Consider the following 16430-nt stretch of genomic DNA (forward strand, 5'->3'; position numbering starts at 1 on the left):
TCGTTCAGCGACGGCGGCCGATCCGGGATGCGACTCGGGAGAGCCGGAACCAGTAGAAGCCGTGGCCTTGCAGGGTGAGCAGGTAGGGAAGTTCACCGATCGCCGGGAAGCGGACCCCGCCGATCAGCTCGACCGGGTGCCGCCCGTCGTAGACCCGCAGATCGAGCTCGGTGGGCTGGGCGAAACGGGAGAAGTTGTGGACGCACAGCACGAGGTCGTCCTCGTACTCCCGCAGGAACGCCAGCACCGCGGGGTTGGAGGAGGTCAGTTCCGTGAACGAGCCGAGTCCGAAGGCCGGATTCTGCTTGCGGATCTCGATCATGCGGCGGGTCCAGTGCAGCAGCGAGGACGGCGAGGACATCGAGGCCTCGACGTTGGTGACCTGGTAGCCGTAGACCGGGTCCATGATCGTGGGCAGGAACAGGCGCCCCGGGTCACACGTGGAGAAGCCGGCGTTGCGGTCGGGGGTCCACTGCATCGGGGTGCGGACGGCGTCGCGGTCGCCGAGCCAGATGTTGTCGCCCATGCCGATCTCGTCGCCGTAGTACAGGATCGGCGAGCCGGGCAGGGAGAGCAGCAGGGCGGTGAAGAGCTCGATCTGGTTGCGGTCGTTGTCGAGGAGGGGGGCGAGGCGGCGGCGGATGCCGATGTTGGCGCGCATGCGTGGGTCTTTTGCGTACTCGGCCCACATGTAGTCGCGCTCTTCGTCGGTGACCATCTCCAGGGTCAGCTCGTCGTGGTTGCGCAGGAAGATGCCCCACTGGCAGCCGGAGGGGATCGCGGGGGTCTTGGCGAGGATCTCGGAGACGGGGTAGCGGGACTCGCGGCGTACGGCCATGAAGATGCGCGGCATCACGGGGAAGTGGAAGGCCATGTGGCACTCGTCGCCGCCGGAGGCGTAGTCGCCGAAGTAGTCGACGACGTCTTCCGGCCACTGGTTGGCCTCCGCCAGCAGTACGGTGTCCGGGTACATCGCGTCGATCTCACGGCGGACCCGCCTCAGGAACGCGTGCGTGGCCGGCAGGTTCTCGCAGTTGGTGCCCTCTTCGGCGTAGAGATAGGGGACCGCGTCCAGCCGGTAGCCGTCGATCCCGAGGTCCAGCCAGAAGCGCAGGGCGGCCAGGATCTCTTCCTGCACGGCTGGGTTCTCGTAGTTGAGGTCGGGCTGGTGCGAGAAGAAGCGGTGGAAGTAGTACTGGCCGCGCACGGGATCGAAGGTCCAGTTGGAGGCCTCGGTGTCGACGAAGATGATCCGGGCGTCCTCGTACTGCTTGTCGTCGTCGGCCCACATGTAGTAGTCCCCGTACGGACCGCCCGGATCCCGCCTCGACTCCTGGAACCACGGGTGCTGGTCGCTGGTGTGGTTCATGACGAAGTCGATGATCACGCGCATGCCGCGCTGGTGGGCGGCGTCCACGAACTCCACGAAGTCGGCCAGGTCACCGAACTCGGGCAGTACGGCGGTGTAGTCGGAGACGTCGTAACCGCCGTCCCTGAGCGGTGACTTGAAGAACGGCGGCAGCCACAGGCAGTCCACGCCGAGCCACTGCAGATAGTCGAGCTTGGCCGTCAGACCCTTCAGGTCGCCGATGCCGTCGCCGTTGCTGTCCTGGAAGGAGCGGACCAGGACCTCGTAGAAGACGGCGCGCTTGAACCAGTCAGGGTCCCGGTCCCCCGCGGGAGTGTCCTCGAAGGTGTCGTGCACGGGTTCGTTGACGGTCATGACGCTGCGGGCCCTCCGATCCGGGGCGTCGAACGCCCGACGTGGAGTACGTGCGCCGGCGCGCCGCCGGGCGTCAGGCGCACGTAGTTGGTCCTGCCCCAGTGGTACGTCTCACCCGTCAGTTCGTCGTGCACGGACAGAGCGGCGTTCCAGTCCAGGCCGAGTTGCGGCATGTCCAACGAGACCGTGGCCTCCTGGGTGTGATGCGGGTCGAGATTGACGACCACGATGACCGTGTCCGCTCCCGTGCTCTTGCTGTAGGCGAGCACGGCGTCGTTGTCGGTCTGATGGAAGCGGAGATTCCGCAGGCGCTGTAGCGCGGGGTGCTGCCGTCGGATGGTGTTGAGCCTGGTGATGAGCGGCGCGATGGTGCGGCCCTCGCGTGCCGCCGCCTCCCAGTCGCGTGGCTTGAGCTGGTACTTCTCCGAGTCCAGGTATTCCTCGCTGCCCTGCCTCAGCGGGGTGTTCTCGCACAGCTCGTAGCCGCTGTAGACGCCCCAGGTGGGGGAGAGGGTCGCGGCGAGCACGGCGCGTACCTCGAAGGCGGGCCGGCCGCCGTGCTGGAGGTAGGCGTGCAGGATGTCCGGGGTGTTGACGAAGAGGTTCGGCCGCATGTAGGCAGCCGCCTCACCCGCCAACTCGCTGAAATATTCCGTGAGTTCGCGCTTGCTGTTGCGCCAGGTGAAGTACGTGTACGACTGCTGGAAGCCGATCTGGGCGAGGGTGTGCATCATCGCCGGGCGGGTGAACGCCTCGGCCAGGAAGATCACGTCCGGATCCTTGCGGTTGACCTCGGCGATGACCCGTTCCCAGAAGACCACCGGCTTGGTGTGCGGGTTGTCGACCCGGAAGATGCGCACGCCGTGGCTCATCCAGTGCCGCAGGAGCCGTACCGTCTCGGCGGTCAGGCCGTCCATGTCCGCGTCGAAGGCGATCGGATAGATGTCCTGGTACTTCTTCGGCGGATTCTCCGCGTAGGCGATGCTCCCGTCGGGCCGGTGGTGGAACCACTCCGGATGCTTGTGCACCCATGGATGGTCGGGGGAGCACTGCAGGGCGAAGTCCAGCGCGACCTCCAGCCCCAGCTTGTGCGCCTCGCCGACGAAGAAGTCGAAGTCCTCGATCGTGCCGAGACCGGGGTGGACGGCGTCGTGCCCGCCCTCGGGAGAGCCGATCGCCCACGGGACGCCCACGTCGTCCGGCCCGGCGGTGAGCGTGTTGTTGCGGCCCTTGCGGAACGTCGTGCCGATGGGGTGGATGGGCGGGAGGTAGACGACGTCGAAGCCCATCTCCGCGATCGGCCGCAGGCGGCGCGCCGCCGTGCGGAAGGTGCCGTGCGGCTGCTCGGCGGTGCCCTCCGAGCGCGGGAAGAACTCGTACCAGGCGCCGTACAGGGCGCGTTCGCGCTCCACCAGCAGCGGCATCGGGTCGGAGGCGGTGACCAGCTCCCGCAGCGGATAGCGGGCCAGGAGCGCGTCCACCTCGGGGGACAGAGCCGCCGTCAGACGGTCGTGCACCGACAGGGAGTCGTCGCCGAGGGCCTGTGCGGCGGCGAGGACCAGACCTCGCTCCGGGCCCTTCGGCACTCCGGCGGCCGCACGCTCGTAGAGCTCGGCGCCCTCCTCCAGCACCAGCCCGATGTCGATCCCGGCCGGCACCTTCACCGAGGCGGTGTGCCGCCAGGTCGCCAGCGGATGGCTCCAGGCCTCCACCCGGAAGGTCCAGCGGCCCGTCGCGTCCGGGGTGATCTCCGCGCCCCAGAGGTCGCTGCCGGGGGACAGCTCACGCATCGGCGTCCACGGGCCACGGCGGCCCTTCGGATCGCGCAGGACCACATTGGCACCCACGGCATCGTGCCCTTCGCGGAACACGGTGGCCGTCACCTGGAAGGTCTCCCCGGCCACCGCTTTCGCCGGGCGCCTGCCGCACTCCACGGCCGGCCGGACGTCACGTACCGGTACACGGCCGATGGCCGGGGTCCTGCGCATGTATCTCACCTCCGCCGTGCGCGAAGCCGGGCACCCGGCCCGGCTTCGCGATCCGAGAGGGGCCGGCTCACGCCGGTCCCGTGGGGAACGCCTTGTACGGTGCCAGGTCAGGGGCCGGCGCCGTGGAACGCCGCTCCGGTGGTGGCGCTCTTCTGGCCGACCGGCGCGGCCGCGGCCGTCCGTCCTGCTCGCGCAGGTAGGCGACCAGGTTCGTGCGCAGATAGCGCTCGGCGGCGTCCGCGGCCTCGCGGGCGCAGCGTTTGCCCATCAGCACGCACAGCGTGTAGCCCGAGTCCTCGAAGGTGGCCCGGACCGTGCGGTCGTGGGGCGAGGCGAGCATCACGCGCTCCCACGCCCGGTAACGCCGCAACGCCCGGGCCACTTCGGCCTTGGCGGGTAGCAGCATTGCCCTCTTCACCTTCCACGCTCTCGACTGGGCGCGTTCCCGACGGTCGGGTGGTGTCCGCGCACGGAAGGGCACGGCACCGTTACGGCGATCGAGGCTTTCACTTATGGTGCACGGACGATGACCCAGCGTCTTGTTGGATCTTCAACCATGAGTGGGTGTCGGGCTCTCGTGTTGCACGAATGGCGTAGTGCCCGCACGGTAGAGGTGACTCTGAAGCGATCAGCGCTCACGCTGGGTGTCCGGGACCCTTCCCGGACGGGCATCCGGGATCCCTCCCGGACGGGCGAGGGGAGCGAGAGCTTCGCCGGTGAGGAGCAAGCGACGATGAAGACCGCAGTGCCCTGCTACTACCACCTCGATGTGGAAGTCAGCCCGGAACGGGTGGGACAGGTCAGCCGCATCCTGGCCGCCCACCTCCGCTACTGGGACCTCGACAACCTCGCGGATCCCGTCTGCCGCGGCGCCGAACTGCTGCTGCGGGCGATCGACCAGCACGCCACCGACAAGCACACGTCGATCGAGATGTGGTGGAACGGCCAGCACCTCATCACCGCGTTCGGGGACGACGACCCCGATCTGCGCCCGGACCAGGACCTGCGCGCCTGTCTCGCCGACATCGCCGCCATGAGCGACGGCTGGGGCTGCTGCACCTCGGAGACCGGCAGCAAGATCATCTGGTTCACCCAGCGCGCCCGCTCCGGGGAGCGTGTCCCGCTGGTGCCCACCGCGCCCGCGCCCACGCTGCGGCAGGGGCTGCAGGTGCCGCGCGAGCTGCCGGTGACGGTGCTGGCCGCCCCGGCGGCAGCCGCGGACGACGCGATGGCCGCGCCGGGCGCCGCGGCCGCTGCTTTGGACGACGCCCTGGAGGGCAGCCGGTGACCGCCCGCAGGAGACGGAAAGGGCTGCCCGTGTGGAGTGGGCAGCCCTACCCGTTGGGTGCCGTGTTCGACGGACAGGGCACCAACTTCGCGCTGTTCAGCGAGGTGGCCGACCGGGTCGAGCTGATCCTCGTCGACGACGCGGGCAAGGAGACTCCCGTCCGGCTGCAGGAGGTCGACGGGTTCGTCTGGCACGGCTATCTGCCCGGCATCGCACCGGGCCAGCGCTACGGCTACCGGGTGCACGGCCCCTGGCAGCCCTCGCTCGGCCACCGGTGCAATCCGGCGAAGCTGCTGCTCGACCCCTACGCCCGGGCTGTGGACGGCCAGATCGACAACCACGCCTCGCTCTACGAGCGCGCCCCGGACGGCCCCGCCCCCGCCGACAGCGCCGGGCACTCCATGCTGGGCGTCGTCACCGACCCGTCCTTCGACTGGGGCGACGACCGCCCGCCCCGGACGCCGTACTCGGACTCGGTGATCTACGAGGCCCACGTCTGCGGCCTGACCCGCACCCACCCGGACGTCCCCGAACGGCTGCGCGGCACCTACGCCGGCCTCGCGCACCCCGCCGTCCTCGCGCACCTGACCTCGCTCGGGGTGACCGCGGTGGAGCTGATGCCGGTGCACCAGTTCGTGCAGGACGGCGTGCTCCAGGACCGTGGCCTGTCCAACTACTGGGGCTACAACACCATCGGCTTCTTCGCCCCGCACAACGGCTACGCTGCCTTCGGCACCCTCGGCCAGCAGGTCGACGAGTTCAAGGCCATGGTGAAGGCGCTGCACGCGGCCGGCCTCGAAGTGATCCTCGACGTGGTCTACAACCACACCGCCGAGGGCAACCAGATGGGCCCGACCCTCTCCTTCCGGGGCATCGACAACGCCTCCTACTACCGCCTGGTCGACGGCGACTGGGCGCACTACTACGACACCACCGGCACCGGCAACAGCCTGCTGATGCGGCACCCTTACGTGCTCCAGCTGATCATGGACTCGCTGCGGTACTGGGTCACCGAGATGCATGTCGACGGCTTCCGCTTCGACCTCGCGGCCACGCTGGCCCGGCAGTTCCACGAGGTGGACCGGCTCTCGGCGTTCTTCGACCTGATCCAGCAGGACCCGGTGATCAGCCGCGTCAAGCTCATCGCCGAGCCCTGGGACGTGGGGGAGGGCGGCTATCAAGTCGGGAACTTCCCGCCGCTGTGGTCGGAGTGGAACGGCAAGTACCGGGATGCCGTACGGGACTTCTGGCGGGCCGAGCCCGGCTCGCTCGGCGAGTTCGCCTCCCGGCTGACCGGCTCCTCCGACCTGTACCAGCACAGCAGGCGCCGGCCGCGCGCCAGCGTCAACTTCGTCACCGCGCACGATGGTTTCACCCTGCGCGACCTCGTGTCGTACAACGACAAGCACAACGAGGCCAACGGGGAGGACAACCGGGACGGCGAGAGTCACAACCGGTCCTGGAACTGCGGCGTGGAGGGCGAGACCCGCGATCCCGCCGTCCTCGAACTGCGCGCCCGCCAGCAGCGTAACCTGCTGGCCACACTGCTGCTGTCGCAGGGCATCCCGATGCTCTGCCACGGCGACGAACTCGGCCGCACCCAGCGGGGCAACAACAACGCCTACTGCCAGGACAACGAGATCTCCTGGATCGACTGGGAGCTGACGCAGGAGCAGCGCAGCCTCGTGGACTTCACCCGGCACGTGATCGCCCTGCGCGCCGCGCACCCCGTGCTGCGCCGCCGCCGCTTCTTCCGCGGCGAGACCGAGACCGACGCCAGGCAACCTCTGCCCGACCTGATGTGGCTCAGGCCCGACGCCCGCGAGATGACCGACCGGGACTGGCAGCGCGGCGACGCGCACTCGGTGACCGTGTTCCTCAACGGCGACGCCCTCGCCGAGCGCGATGCCTACGGCCGCCGTATGGTCGACGACTCCTTCCTGCTGCTCGTCAACGGCTACTGGGAACCGGTCGGCTTCCGGCTGCCCGACGAGTCCTACGGCGAGCGCTGGACGACCCTGATCGACACCGCCGACCCGGACGGCATCCCCGACGAACGCGAACGCAAGGCCGGCATGAGGCTTCGCCTGGAGGCCCGCAGTCTGATCCTGCTGTCGCGTCCGTCGCGGGTGGCGGCCTGAGTGCCCGCCGCCGGCTCAGCGCACCAGCCGTGAGGTCACCGTGAACTGGGCGCCGTCCTGGTCCCGCAGGATCGCCTCGGTCTCCTCCTCGCTCAGCACGCTGCCGCCGTGCTTCTCCGCCGCGCGGGCGCAGCCCATCACGTCCGCTACGGCGAAGTGGATCTGCCAGTGCGGCCGTACGGAGGGATCCGGCGCCGACTCCACCGCGCCCGAGTCGATCCGGGCCACGATGTCGCCCCGGCTGCGCAGCACCACCTCGCCGCCCTCGTACTCCACCTCGCAGCAGCCCGGCTTGCCGGACGCCCAGTCGAGGACCTCGCCGTAGAACATCGCGGAGTCGAAGGCGTCACGGGTGTGCAGCCGTACGAAGGTCGGTGCCGCCCGCCGCCACGCCTCCCAGTTGGAGACCAGTTCTCCCTGCCAGATGCCGAAGGTGGCCCCGTCCCGGTCTGCGAGCAGCGCCGCCCGCCCCGGCGGGAAGGACAGCGGCCCCACGGCCGCCGTACCACCGCGCTCACGGGCCCGGGCCGCCGCCACGTCGGCGTCCGGGACGGCGAAGTACGGGGTCCAGGCCACCGCCATCTGCCACATGGCGGCGACGGCGGCGATCCCCGCCACCGGCACCCCGTCCGCCAGTGCTATACGGAAGTGCTCGCCGAGCTTGGCGCCGCGCCAGCGCCAGCCGAGGACGGCCGTGTAGAAGTCCTGGGTGGCCTCGAGGTCACGGCTGGTCAGGCTCACCCAGCACGGGGCGCCGAAGACGGAGTGCGTGGAGATGACGTCTCGCTTCCGCGGTCCACCGCTGACGGGGGCTGTGTCGTTCATGGCAGTCGCGTCCTGATCTCGGGGCCGGGCGGCCACCGGTCTGGCACCAGTGTCCAACCGGAACGGGGTCGGGTGCCTGTCGAGTACCCCCGCTGGCATCGGCCGAGGCCACCGGGGACGATGGGGGCATGGGAGCGAGCGAGCCCGAACGGATCGCGCAGTTGCAGGCGGAGATCCACCAGTTGAAGAATGCCGTGGCCTCCCACGCGGTCGTCGACCAGGCGATCGGGATGATCGTGGCCCTGGGCAGGGTGACCCCGGACGAGGGCTGGGAGGTGCTGAAAGAGGTCTCCCAGCACACCAACATCAAGCTGCACAACATCGCGGAGCTGATCCTCATCTGGGGCCGCCGCGGGGACATCCCGCCCGAGGTCCGCGCGGCGCTGGAGGACGCCCTCGACCGGTACGGCCCCACTCAGGTGCCCGGTGCCGCGGAGGAGTGACTTCCGGGTCAGCGGGCCTCGGCCAGCACTTCCTCGCGCAGCCGGTCGAAACAGCTGCTGAGCAGGCGGGAGACGTGCATCTGGGAGATGCCGAGCTGCTCGGCGATCCGGCTCTGGGTCATGCCGCGGAAGAACCGCAGATAGAGAATGATGCGCTCGCGTTCCGGCAGTGCCTCGAGACAGGGCGTGACGGCGACCCGGTCGAGCACGAGGTCGTATCCGGGGTCGGGTCCGCCGAGGGAGTCCCCGAGGGCGTAGCCGTCGGTGCCGGCGACCTCGGCGTCCAGGGACAGCGCGGAGAAGCACTCCAGTGCCTCCATGCCGGTACGCACCTCGTCCTCGGTGAGCCGCGCGTAGGCGGCGATCTCCGCGACGGTGGGCGGGCGGCCCGAGGTGCTCTGGGCCAGTTCCTTCGTGGCGGAGCGGACCCGGTTGCGCAGGTCCTGCACCCGGCGCGGCACGTGCAGGGTCCACATGTGGTCGCGGAAGTGCCGCTTGATCTCACCGGTGATGGTGGGTACGGCGTACGCCTCGAAGGCGCGGCCCCGCTCGGGGTCGTAGTGGTCGACGGCCTTCACCAGACCGAGGGCGGCCACCTGGTACAGGTCCTCCAGGGCCTCCCCGCGGCCGCGAAACCGCACGGCGATCCGCTCGGCCATGGGCAGCCACAGCCGGACCAGTTCGTCACGCAGTGCCCGCCGCGCGGGGCCGTCGGGCAGCTTCGCCAGCCGCTCGAAGGACTCGACCGTATCGGGGGCGTCGTCGTGAGGGTGGGTGTTGGCGCTGCCGGTGACACGCATCGTGCGCACCTCGTCTCAGCAGGTGCTGGATGGACAGACACCGTGGGAGGTGCGCTCGGGCCAAGAGAAGACCGGGGGCACGGCACGATGCCGACTCCCACGGACGTGCCTCCTGTCCGAAGCACTGAGGTTCATTTTCCCGCTGGCGGACATCAAAAAACAAATACGGGCAAAAAGGATGCAGCTGAATGATTCTGCGGCTGAACGGAGGAGCTGGCCGACGCGCTGGTGCGCATCCAGCGGCTGATCCGGCGGCGGCTGCGCGATGGGCTGAGCGTGCCCCGGTTGCGCGGTGCCGAGGTGGAACTGCTGCGGCTGGTCGAGTCCCGGCCCGGCATCGGCATCTCGGACGCGGCCAGGGAGCTGCACCTGGCGAGCAACTCCGTGTCGACCCTGGTCAACCAGCTCGTCCGGGGCGGCCACCTGCTCCGCGAGACCGACCCTGCCGACCGGCGCGCCGCCCGGCTGCGGCTGACCGCGTCCGCCGAGAAACGCCTCGGCGACTGGCAGCGCCGCCGGGCCGAGCTGGTCGGCCGCCATGTCTCCCGGCTCACCGAGGCCGACCGTGAAGCCCTGCACGCGGCCCTGCCGGCGCTGCACAGACTGGCGGCCGCCCTGCGCGAGGAAGCCGGGGAAGCCGGGTCGGCCTGATGCACCGCGGCCGCATCCGCGCCCTCGGCAGCGCGGCCGAGCTGCGCCGTGACCTTGCCGAACGCCGGGGTGCCGACACCCTGCCCACGCTGGAGGACGTCTTCCGCGATGTCGCCGGCAGCGGCCTCGACGACCACTCCGCAGCAGGTTTCCGCGATGTCCGCAGCACCCGCCGCACCGCCCGCCGCGTCGGCTGACCGCACCCCCGACAGCGGTATCGCCCTGCTGCTCAGCCCACCCGTCCCGCGCGCCGGCTGGCGGCTGCTGCCCGCCCGGGTCGTCGCCATGTGCGCCGTCGAGCTGCAGAAGCTGCGGCACGACCGCACCGAGCTGTACACCCGCGCGATCCAGCCCGCCCTCTGGCTGCTGATCTTCGGCCAGACCTTCACCCGGATACGCGCGATACCCACCGGCGGCGTCCCGTACATCGACTTCATGGCGCCCGGCACCATCGCCCAGTCCGCCATGTTCATCGCGATCTTCTACGGCATCCAGATCATCTGGGAGCGCGACGCCGGCATCCTGAACAAGCTCCTCGTCACCCCGACCCCGCGCTCGGCACTGATCACCGGCAAGGCGTTCGCCGCCGGGGTGAAGTCGCTGGTGCAGGCGGTCGTCGTGATCGTCATCGCCGCCGTGCTCGGTGTGGCTCTCACCCGGAACCCGCTGAAGCTGCTCGGCGTCGCCGTCGCGGTGGTCCTCGCCTCCGTTCTTCTTCTCCTGTCTGTCGATGACCATCGCGGGCATCGTCCTCAGCCGCGACCGGCTGATGGGCTTCGGGCAGGCGATCACCATGCCGCTGTTCTTCGCATCCAACGCCCTGTACCCCGTCTCGGTGATGCCGGGCTGGCTGCAAGCCGTCGGCAAGGTCAACCCGCTGAGCTATCAAGTCGACGCCCTGCGCGGTCTGCTGCTCGGCACGCCCGCCCATCTCGGCACCGATTTCGCCGTCCTCGCGGTGGCCGCAGCGCTCGGCATTACCGCGGCCTCCGCACTGCTCGGCCGGCTCGCCCGGTGATCTTGTCGCGGACGTGATGTGCGGCACGCGCGCGTACCCTGTCCGGGGGCGCCAGAACGGATTCTTCCTGGGCAGCGCTTGATCAGCGATCAAAGCGGGCGAACCCGCTGGCCACAGCGCATTCTGCTCATTTGACAGTGCGCTCAGCGCACAGATAAACAGCAGCTCTCGGAGGTCGAGAGGGGCACTGTGTACGAGCCGAACGTGGTCGGGGACTGGCACGAGTACGACGAGCATGCCGGTCTGCGGGTCCGCGTCCACCGTCTGGAGGCGGCCGAGCCGCCGCGCGGACGCGACGACGCCGCCGCCGGGCTGACGTACTTCAGTCTCCGGGTGACGGTCGAGAACCGCGGCGCGCGGCACGTGGGTATCCACCTGGAGGACGGTCAGATCGACGTCCGGGTCGGTCCCGACGGCGAGGGCGCGTTCATCGACTGGCGCAACTCCCAGTTCATCGAGGGCTTCGACGTCTACCCGCTGCGCCGGGCCACCGCCGTGCTCTACGCCGCCGCCCCCGAGGCCGCCCTGGCCCACGTGGACGTGCAGGTGCAACTGCGGGTGGACGAAGAGTGGGCCGACCGCCGGCTGTGGACGGGCGGCATCGGCGTCCTGGAGGCGAGCCCGGTGGCCGCCCCCACGGCCGCCGGGCAGGGCAGCCTGGCCCACCAGGTCAGCGCCTTCCTGAGGGACCAGACGGAGCCCGGTTCCGCCTGACGCGTGCCCCGGCGCGAGACGGCGGTGTGCGCCGTACGGCCGGGGTCTGGCCGTCGTACGCGGCTCAGTGCGGAATGCCGTCGATGATCTCCCGCGCGCCCTGCCGCAGCAGCGCCACCGCGACCGAGGTGCCGAGGGTGGCCGGATCCAGCCGGCCCGCCCACTCGTGGGCGTTCAGCCGGGTCTTGCCGTCGGGGGTGAACACGCAGGCCCGCAGGGACAGTTCCCCGCCGCGGTCCACGCGCGCGTAGCCGGCGATCGGGCTGTTGCAGTGGCCCTGCAGCACATGCAGGAACATCCGCTCGGCCGTCGCCTCGCGGTGCGTGTCCGGGTCGCCGAGCCCGCTGACGGCGTCGATCAGGTCGGCGTCGTCCTCACGGCACTGCAGCGCGAGGATGCCCGCGCCGATCGGCGGCATCATCGTCTCCGCCGACAGCACCTCGCTGATCACGTCCGTCCGGCCGATCCGCTCCAGACCGGACGCCGCCAGCAGCAGCGCGTCCGCGTCCCCGGCGGCCAGCTTCTCCAGCCGGCGGTTGGCGTTGCCGCGGAACGGCACGCACTCCAGATGCGGGTGGGTGGCCGCCAGTTGGGCCACCCGGCGCACCGAGGAGGTGCCGATCCGGGTGCCGGCCGGCAGCTCGTCCAGGGTGAGCCCGCCCGGGTGGATCAGCGCGTCCCGGATGTCGTCCCGCTTCAGGAACGCGGCGAACACCGTGCCGGCGGGCAGCGGCCGGTCGGCGGGCACGTCCTTGACACAGTGCACCGCGAGATCGGCCTCGCCGGCCAGCAGGGCCGCGTCGACCTCCTTGGTGAACGCCCCCTTGCCCTCGACCTTGGACAGATCGCCGAGCCACTTGTCGCCGGTGGTCTTCACCGGAACCACCTCGGTGCGCACACCCGGGTGCAGTACGGCCAACTCGGCGCGAACCCGCTCGACTTGGGCCAGTGCCATGGGGGAGTCGCGGGAGACGATACGGATCAGTTCGGGAACCGGCATGCGCACACGATAGACCCTCCACCCCGGACCTCCGGTCCGAACCCTCGACCCCGCCCGCCACACCATGGGTGAGCGCCGCGTCACCGTCAGGTATGGGGGAACGGTCCGCCGCCCAGCCGGGATGGGCGGCGGTGAGCACGTCGGCCCGCACCGGCATGCGCAGCAGACACCGCCCCGCCCAGCGCTCGAACTCGGCGTGCTGGACCGCCGGTTCGGCGACCGGGGCAGGTCGGCGGGTTCGGCGTACCGGACCCGGGGACTGCCGGTCACCGGATGCAGGGGGCGAGTCCCGCCCGGCCCGGCCGCACTTCGGCCGGACCGGTGAACACGGCATGGTCGGACATGTGCCCCTCGATCCAGCTGTGGACGAGGATGTGTCCGGCGGTAGCTCTCGCGGGCGTCGTACACGTGTCGAACAGCGCCGCGGGAGAGTCGTGGCCTTGGCCGACGCCCCTCGGCAGGCCGGGCTGGGCACCGGACACGTGCCGATCAGGGCCGGTGTGCGGGCCGTGGCCTCAGCCGAAGCCCTCGGGCAGGTCCGCCGCCGACTCCTCCGGCGGCAGATCCGGGCGCAGCCGCAGCCACGACGACTGGCGCAGCAGCCCGGCCCGGGTACGGGTGCTGTAGCTGACCTCTCCCACCAGCCGGGGCAGCACCCAGTGGGCCTCGGGGATCCGGGGCGCCGGATCGAAGGGGCACCGCCCGCTCGCGGCGGCGTCCAGCAGCCGGGCCAGTTCGATCCGCTCCGCCTCACTCCAGCCGGTGCCCACTCCGCCGACGTACCGCAGCTTGCCCTGCGTGTCGCGCTGACCGACCAGCAGGGCTCCGGGCAGCCCGCGCAGCCGTCCTTTGCCCGGCAGCCAGCCGCCGACGATCACGTCCTCGGCACGCCAGTTCCGGATCTTGATCCAGGCGCGGGAGCGCACCCCGGGCTCGTACACCGAGTCCAGCCGTTTGCACACCAGGCCTTCCAAGCCGTGTTCCCGGGTCGCGGCGAGCGCCTGCGCGCCGTGCCCGGTCACGGCGCCCGGCGTCGACCAGTACGGCCCGGCCAGGCCCAGCTCCGTCAGCCGGGCCCGCCGCCGTACGTAGGGCAGCCGCAGCAGGGACTCCTGGAGGTAGGGCACGTCGAACAGCACCAGATGCACCGGCACCTGGGCGGCCCGGCGCGCCGCCCGCGCGGGGGCGTGCGCGAGGCCCATCCGGCTCTGCAGCAACTGGAAGTCGGCCCGGCCCTGTTCGTCCAGGGCCAGCACCTCGCCGTCCAGTACGGCCGGAGTGGCGCCGAGCGCACCGCCGAGCGGCCGCAGTTCGGGATAGGCCGCGGTGATGTCCTGCCCCGAGCGGGCACGCAGCAGCACGCTGCCGTCAGCGGGCAGGTAGACCATCACCCGCTGGCCGTCCTGTTTGGTCTCGTACGCCCACCGCTCGTCCTGGGCGGCGGGCGGCAACGTGCCGGGAGTGGCGAGCATCGGCGCGATCAGCGGCAGGGTCACGGCGGTCACGGCTGAAGATCTCGACCACTCCCGGTACCGTCACGCGCCTTTCGCCGCCGGTTCCCCTGAACGGGCCCGCGCCGTCTCCGGGTGCTGCGGATGCGCGAGTCGGTCGCCGCGGCGGTTGTCCGCTGTCGCGCGGGACCTACCGCCCCGGGGCGGTGCAGTCCCCGAGTGGTGGTGAGCACGGCGCGCAGGACGGGGCGGGCCGAGCAGGTGAGCGCGACGCGGGACGATCCTGACCGCGGCGGAGCGGCTGTTCGCCGACCACGGCGTGTACGCCGTCTCCAACCGCCGGGTCGGCGAGGCCGCCGGCCAGGGCGACAACGCGGGCCGGCTACCACTTCGGCACCAAGTCCGACCTGGTCCGCCGTGGCCCGCCGGCACGCCGAGCGCATCGAGGCGCTCAGGGAGCGGGCTCTCGCCGCGGCCGGCGACTCCACCGACGTACTCCGGTACGCCCGGTTCTGCGCCCAGGTCATGACCGACCCGGCGCCGCACGAGATCATGGTCGAGGAGTCCATGGCCTCCCCGGCGCTGCGGCAGGCGATCGAGGGCCTGGACCGCACCCTGCCGGAGCTGCCGCCCGAGGTTCGCGCCGAACGCGGCCAGATGGTCCGCCTGTTGATCCTGCACACCTGCGCCGAGCGGGAGCGGGCCCCTGGCCGAGGGCACCCCGGCCCCCCGAGCGACCTGGACGGAGGCGGCCACCGGCCTCGTGCACGCGATCCTCGGCCCGAGGCCGGCCCTCGTCGCCGATGCAGCCCCCCACTCGCCCTGTCCGCCTCCTGAAGGCCGGCCTCAGGAGGACCGTGGTGGTCTGACCCAGCCCAAGGACCGTTCGACGGCCCGCTGCCAGTTGTCGTACTCCGACTCCCGCAGCTCCGGGTCCATGTCGGGCAGCCACTGGCCGGCCCGGTGCCAGTTGCGGCGCAGTACTTCCAGATCGGGCCAGTAGCCGGCGGCGAGCCCGGCCGCGTAGGCGGCGCCCAGGGAGACCGTCTCGGCGACCATGGGCCGCACCACGGGCACGTCGAGCACATCGGCCACGAACTGCATGAGCAGGTTGTCCGCGGTCATGCCCCCGTCCACCTTGAGCTGCTGCAGGGAGACCGAGGAATCGGCGTTCATGGCGTCGACGACCTCCCGGGTCTGCCAGCCGGTGGCCTCCAGGACGGCACGCGCCAGGTGCCCCTTGGTGATGTACGAGGTGAGGCCGACGATGACCCCGCGCGCGTCGCTGCGCCAGCGGGGCGCGAACAGACCCGAGAACGCGGGGACGATGTAGCAGCCACCGTTGTCCTCGACCGTCCGCGCGAGCGTCTCGATCTCCGGGGCGCTGCTGATCAGGCCCAGCCGGTCACGGAACCACTGGACGAGTGCGCCGGTGACGGCTATCGACCCTTCCAGCGCGTAGGCCGGCTGCTGGTCCCCGATCTTGTACGCGACGGTCGTGAGGAGCCCGTGCCGGGACCGCACCAGCTCGCTGCCGGTGTTGAGCAGCAGGAAACTGCCCGTTCCGTAGGTGCACTTGGCCTCTCCTGGGGAGAAGCAGGTCTGGCCGAAGAGGGCGGCCTGCTGGTCGCCGAGGGCGGCGGTGATCGAGACCCCGGGCAGCAGCGAGCGGGCCTCACCGTACGTCTGCGCGGAAGGCCGGATCTCAGGCAGCATCGCGCGCGGCACCCCGAAGAAGGCCAGCAACTCGTCGTCCCAGGTGAGCGTGCGGATGTTCATCAGCATGGTGCGGCTGGCGTTGGTGGCGTCGGTGATGTGCAGGCCGCTGTCGGCGCCCCCGGTGAGATTCCAGATCAGCCAGCTCTCCATCGTTCCGAACAGCACCTCGCCGTCCTTGGCGCGCTGTTCGACCCCCTTGACGTGGTCGAACAGCCACCGGATCCGCAGCGCGGAGAAGTAGGTCGAGGGCGGCAGAGCGCACCGCTCCAGGAAGAACGCCTCCCCGGGGCGCTGCATGAGGTCGTTGACGAGCGGCTCCGTGCGGGTGTCCTGCCAGACGATCGCCCGGCCCAGCGGGACACCGGTCCGCCGGTCCCAGAGCACCGTCGTCTCCCGCTGGTTGGCCAGGCCGATGGCGATGACCTGCTCCTTGCCGACACCGGTGTCGGAGAGCGCCTCGGGCACGATGTGCCGCAGGTTGTGCCATATCTCCATGGCGTCGTGCTCGACCCAGCCGGGCCTCGGGAAGTGCTGCTGGTGTTCCTTCTGCGCGACCGAGACCAGCCGCCCACGGTGGTCGAACAGGATGCATCGGGTCGAGTTGGTGCCCTGATCGATGGACATTACGTACCGTTCAGCCATGATCGGGTCTGCCTTCCGATGAATCGA

At 70.7% G+C, this 16430-nt stretch carries 13 protein-coding genes and 3 pseudogenes; 8 read left to right on the plus strand and 8 right to left on the minus strand.

The window, feature by feature from the left end:
• Positions 1-4: 4 nt before the first annotated feature.
• From treS to BFF78_RS39470, 3 genes are all read right to left on the minus strand, one after another.
• Positions 5-1723: a maltose alpha-D-glucosyltransferase gene (gene treS, locus BFF78_RS39460; RefSeq protein ID WP_069782843.1), complete on the minus strand. Its 1719-nt coding sequence runs from the start codon at positions 1721-1723 to the stop codon at positions 5-7.
• Entirely contained in the window at positions 1720-3711 is a 1992-nt protein-coding gene (locus tag BFF78_RS39465; protein WP_069782844.1) for an alpha-1,4-glucan--maltose-1-phosphate maltosyltransferase, read from the minus strand. Before BFF78_RS39465 ends, treS begins: the two co-directional genes overlap by 4 nt.
• Before the next feature lie 67 nt (positions 3712-3778).
• Positions 3779-4117, minus strand: coding sequence for a DUF5133 domain-containing protein (locus BFF78_RS39470; protein WP_069782845.1), 339 nt, complete (start codon positions 4115-4117; stop codon positions 3779-3781).
• Between the two features lie 327 nt (positions 4118-4444).
• On the opposite strand from BFF78_RS39470, the gene BFF78_RS39475 reads away from it, so the two are divergent.
• Entirely contained in the window at positions 4445-4999 is a 555-nt protein-coding gene (locus BFF78_RS39475; RefSeq protein WP_069782846.1) for a pep a2, read from the plus strand.
• Positions 4996-7140, plus strand: a complete 2145-nt coding sequence (gene glgX / locus BFF78_RS39480; protein WP_099055009.1) for a glycogen debranching protein GlgX — start codon at positions 4996-4998, stop codon at positions 7138-7140. Before BFF78_RS39475 ends, glgX begins: the two co-directional genes overlap by 4 nt.
• A gap of 15 nt (positions 7141-7155) precedes the next feature.
• Here glgX and BFF78_RS39485 read toward each other — a convergent pair whose 3' ends face one another.
• The gene (locus BFF78_RS39485) at positions 7156-7965 is read right to left on the minus strand and encodes a glyoxalase/bleomycin resistance/extradiol dioxygenase family protein (RefSeq protein WP_069782847.1); all 810 of its coding nucleotides are present in this window, start codon (positions 7963-7965) and stop codon (positions 7156-7158) included.
• Between the two features lie 128 nt (positions 7966-8093).
• On the opposite strand from BFF78_RS39485, the gene BFF78_RS39490 reads away from it, so the two are divergent.
• Positions 8094-8408, plus strand: coding sequence for an ANTAR domain-containing protein (locus BFF78_RS39490; RefSeq protein ID WP_069782848.1), 315 nt, complete (start codon positions 8094-8096; stop codon positions 8406-8408).
• A gap of 8 nt (positions 8409-8416) precedes the next feature.
• Here BFF78_RS39490 and BFF78_RS39495 read toward each other — a convergent pair whose 3' ends face one another.
• Positions 8417-9208: an RNA polymerase sigma factor SigF gene (locus BFF78_RS39495; RefSeq protein WP_069782849.1), complete on the minus strand. Its 792-nt coding sequence runs from the start codon at positions 9206-9208 to the stop codon at positions 8417-8419.
• 228 nt (positions 9209-9436) lie between these two features.
• Between BFF78_RS39495 and BFF78_RS39500 the strand changes: the two genes are divergently transcribed.
• From BFF78_RS39500 to BFF78_RS39515, 4 genes and pseudogenes are all read left to right on the plus strand, one after another.
• Entirely contained in the window at positions 9437-9859 is a 423-nt protein-coding gene (locus BFF78_RS39500; protein WP_227026045.1) for a MarR family winged helix-turn-helix transcriptional regulator, read from the plus strand.
• Positions 9847-10056 (plus strand): annotated as a pseudogene (locus BFF78_RS39505) (ABC transporter ATP-binding protein); the annotation flags it as partial. The gene BFF78_RS39500 and the pseudogene BFF78_RS39505, both read left to right, overlap by 13 nt.
• Positions 10016-10877: pseudogene (locus tag BFF78_RS39510) on the plus strand (ABC transporter permease). The pseudogenes BFF78_RS39505 and BFF78_RS39510, both read left to right, overlap by 41 nt.
• A 189-nt stretch (positions 10878-11066) precedes the next feature.
• A complete protein-coding gene (locus tag BFF78_RS39515; RefSeq protein ID WP_069782852.1) occupies positions 11067-11591 on the plus strand; it encodes a hypothetical protein in 525 nt (174 codons plus the stop codon).
• Positions 11592-11655: 64 nt separating this feature from the next.
• Here the strand turns inward: BFF78_RS39515 and hemC are convergent, their stop codons facing one another.
• Positions 11656-12597 carry a hydroxymethylbilane synthase gene (gene hemC, locus BFF78_RS39520; RefSeq protein WP_193433619.1) on the minus strand — a complete coding sequence of 314 codons (942 nt, stop codon included), beginning with the start codon at positions 12595-12597 and terminating at the stop codon, positions 11656-11658.
• Positions 12598-13106: 509 nt separating this feature from the next.
• The gene (locus BFF78_RS39530; protein WP_069784100.1) at positions 13107-14087 is read right to left on the minus strand and encodes an ATP-dependent DNA ligase; all 981 of its coding nucleotides are present in this window, start codon (positions 14085-14087) and stop codon (positions 13107-13109) included.
• Between the two features lie 177 nt (positions 14088-14264).
• Between BFF78_RS39530 and BFF78_RS39535 the strand changes: the two are divergent.
• Positions 14265-14823: pseudogene (locus tag BFF78_RS39535) on the plus strand (TetR/AcrR family transcriptional regulator); the annotation flags it as partial.
• Positions 14824-14888: 65 nt separating this feature from the next.
• Here BFF78_RS39535 and glpK read toward each other — a convergent pair.
• Entirely contained in the window at positions 14889-16403 is a 1515-nt protein-coding gene (glpK, locus tag BFF78_RS39540; protein ID WP_069782855.1) for a glycerol kinase GlpK, read from the minus strand.
• Between the last annotated feature and the right edge of the window lie 27 nt (positions 16404-16430).

Source organism: Streptomyces fodineus (assembly GCF_001735805.1).
GTDB classification, from domain to species: domain Bacteria; phylum Actinomycetota; class Actinomycetes; order Streptomycetales; family Streptomycetaceae; genus Streptomyces; species Streptomyces fodineus.

Excerpts from the sequence above, each read along its gene's own strand:
- treS (WP_069782843.1), bottom strand. The coding sequence starts at position 1,723 with ATGACCGTCAACGAACCCGTGCACGACACCTTCGAGGACACTCCCGCG.
- BFF78_RS39465 (WP_069782844.1), bottom strand. The coding sequence starts at position 3,711 with ATGCGCAGGACCCCGGCCATCGGCCGTGTACCGGTACGTGACGTCCGG.
- BFF78_RS39470 (WP_069782845.1), bottom strand. The coding sequence starts at position 4,117 with ATGCTGCTACCCGCCAAGGCCGAAGTGGCCCGGGCGTTGCGGCGTTAC.
- BFF78_RS39475 (WP_069782846.1), top strand. The coding sequence starts at position 4,445 with ATGAAGACCGCAGTGCCCTGCTACTACCACCTCGATGTGGAAGTCAGC.
- BFF78_RS39485 (WP_069782847.1), bottom strand. The coding sequence starts at position 7,965 with ATGAACGACACAGCCCCCGTCAGCGGTGGACCGCGGAAGCGAGACGTC.
- BFF78_RS39490 (WP_069782848.1), top strand. The coding sequence starts at position 8,094 with ATGGGAGCGAGCGAGCCCGAACGGATCGCGCAGTTGCAGGCGGAGATC.
- BFF78_RS39495 (WP_069782849.1), bottom strand. The coding sequence starts at position 9,208 with ATGCGTGTCACCGGCAGCGCCAACACCCACCCTCACGACGACGCCCCC.
- glpK (WP_069782855.1), bottom strand. The coding sequence starts at position 16,403 with ATGGCTGAACGGTACGTAATGTCCATCGATCAGGGCACCAACTCGACC.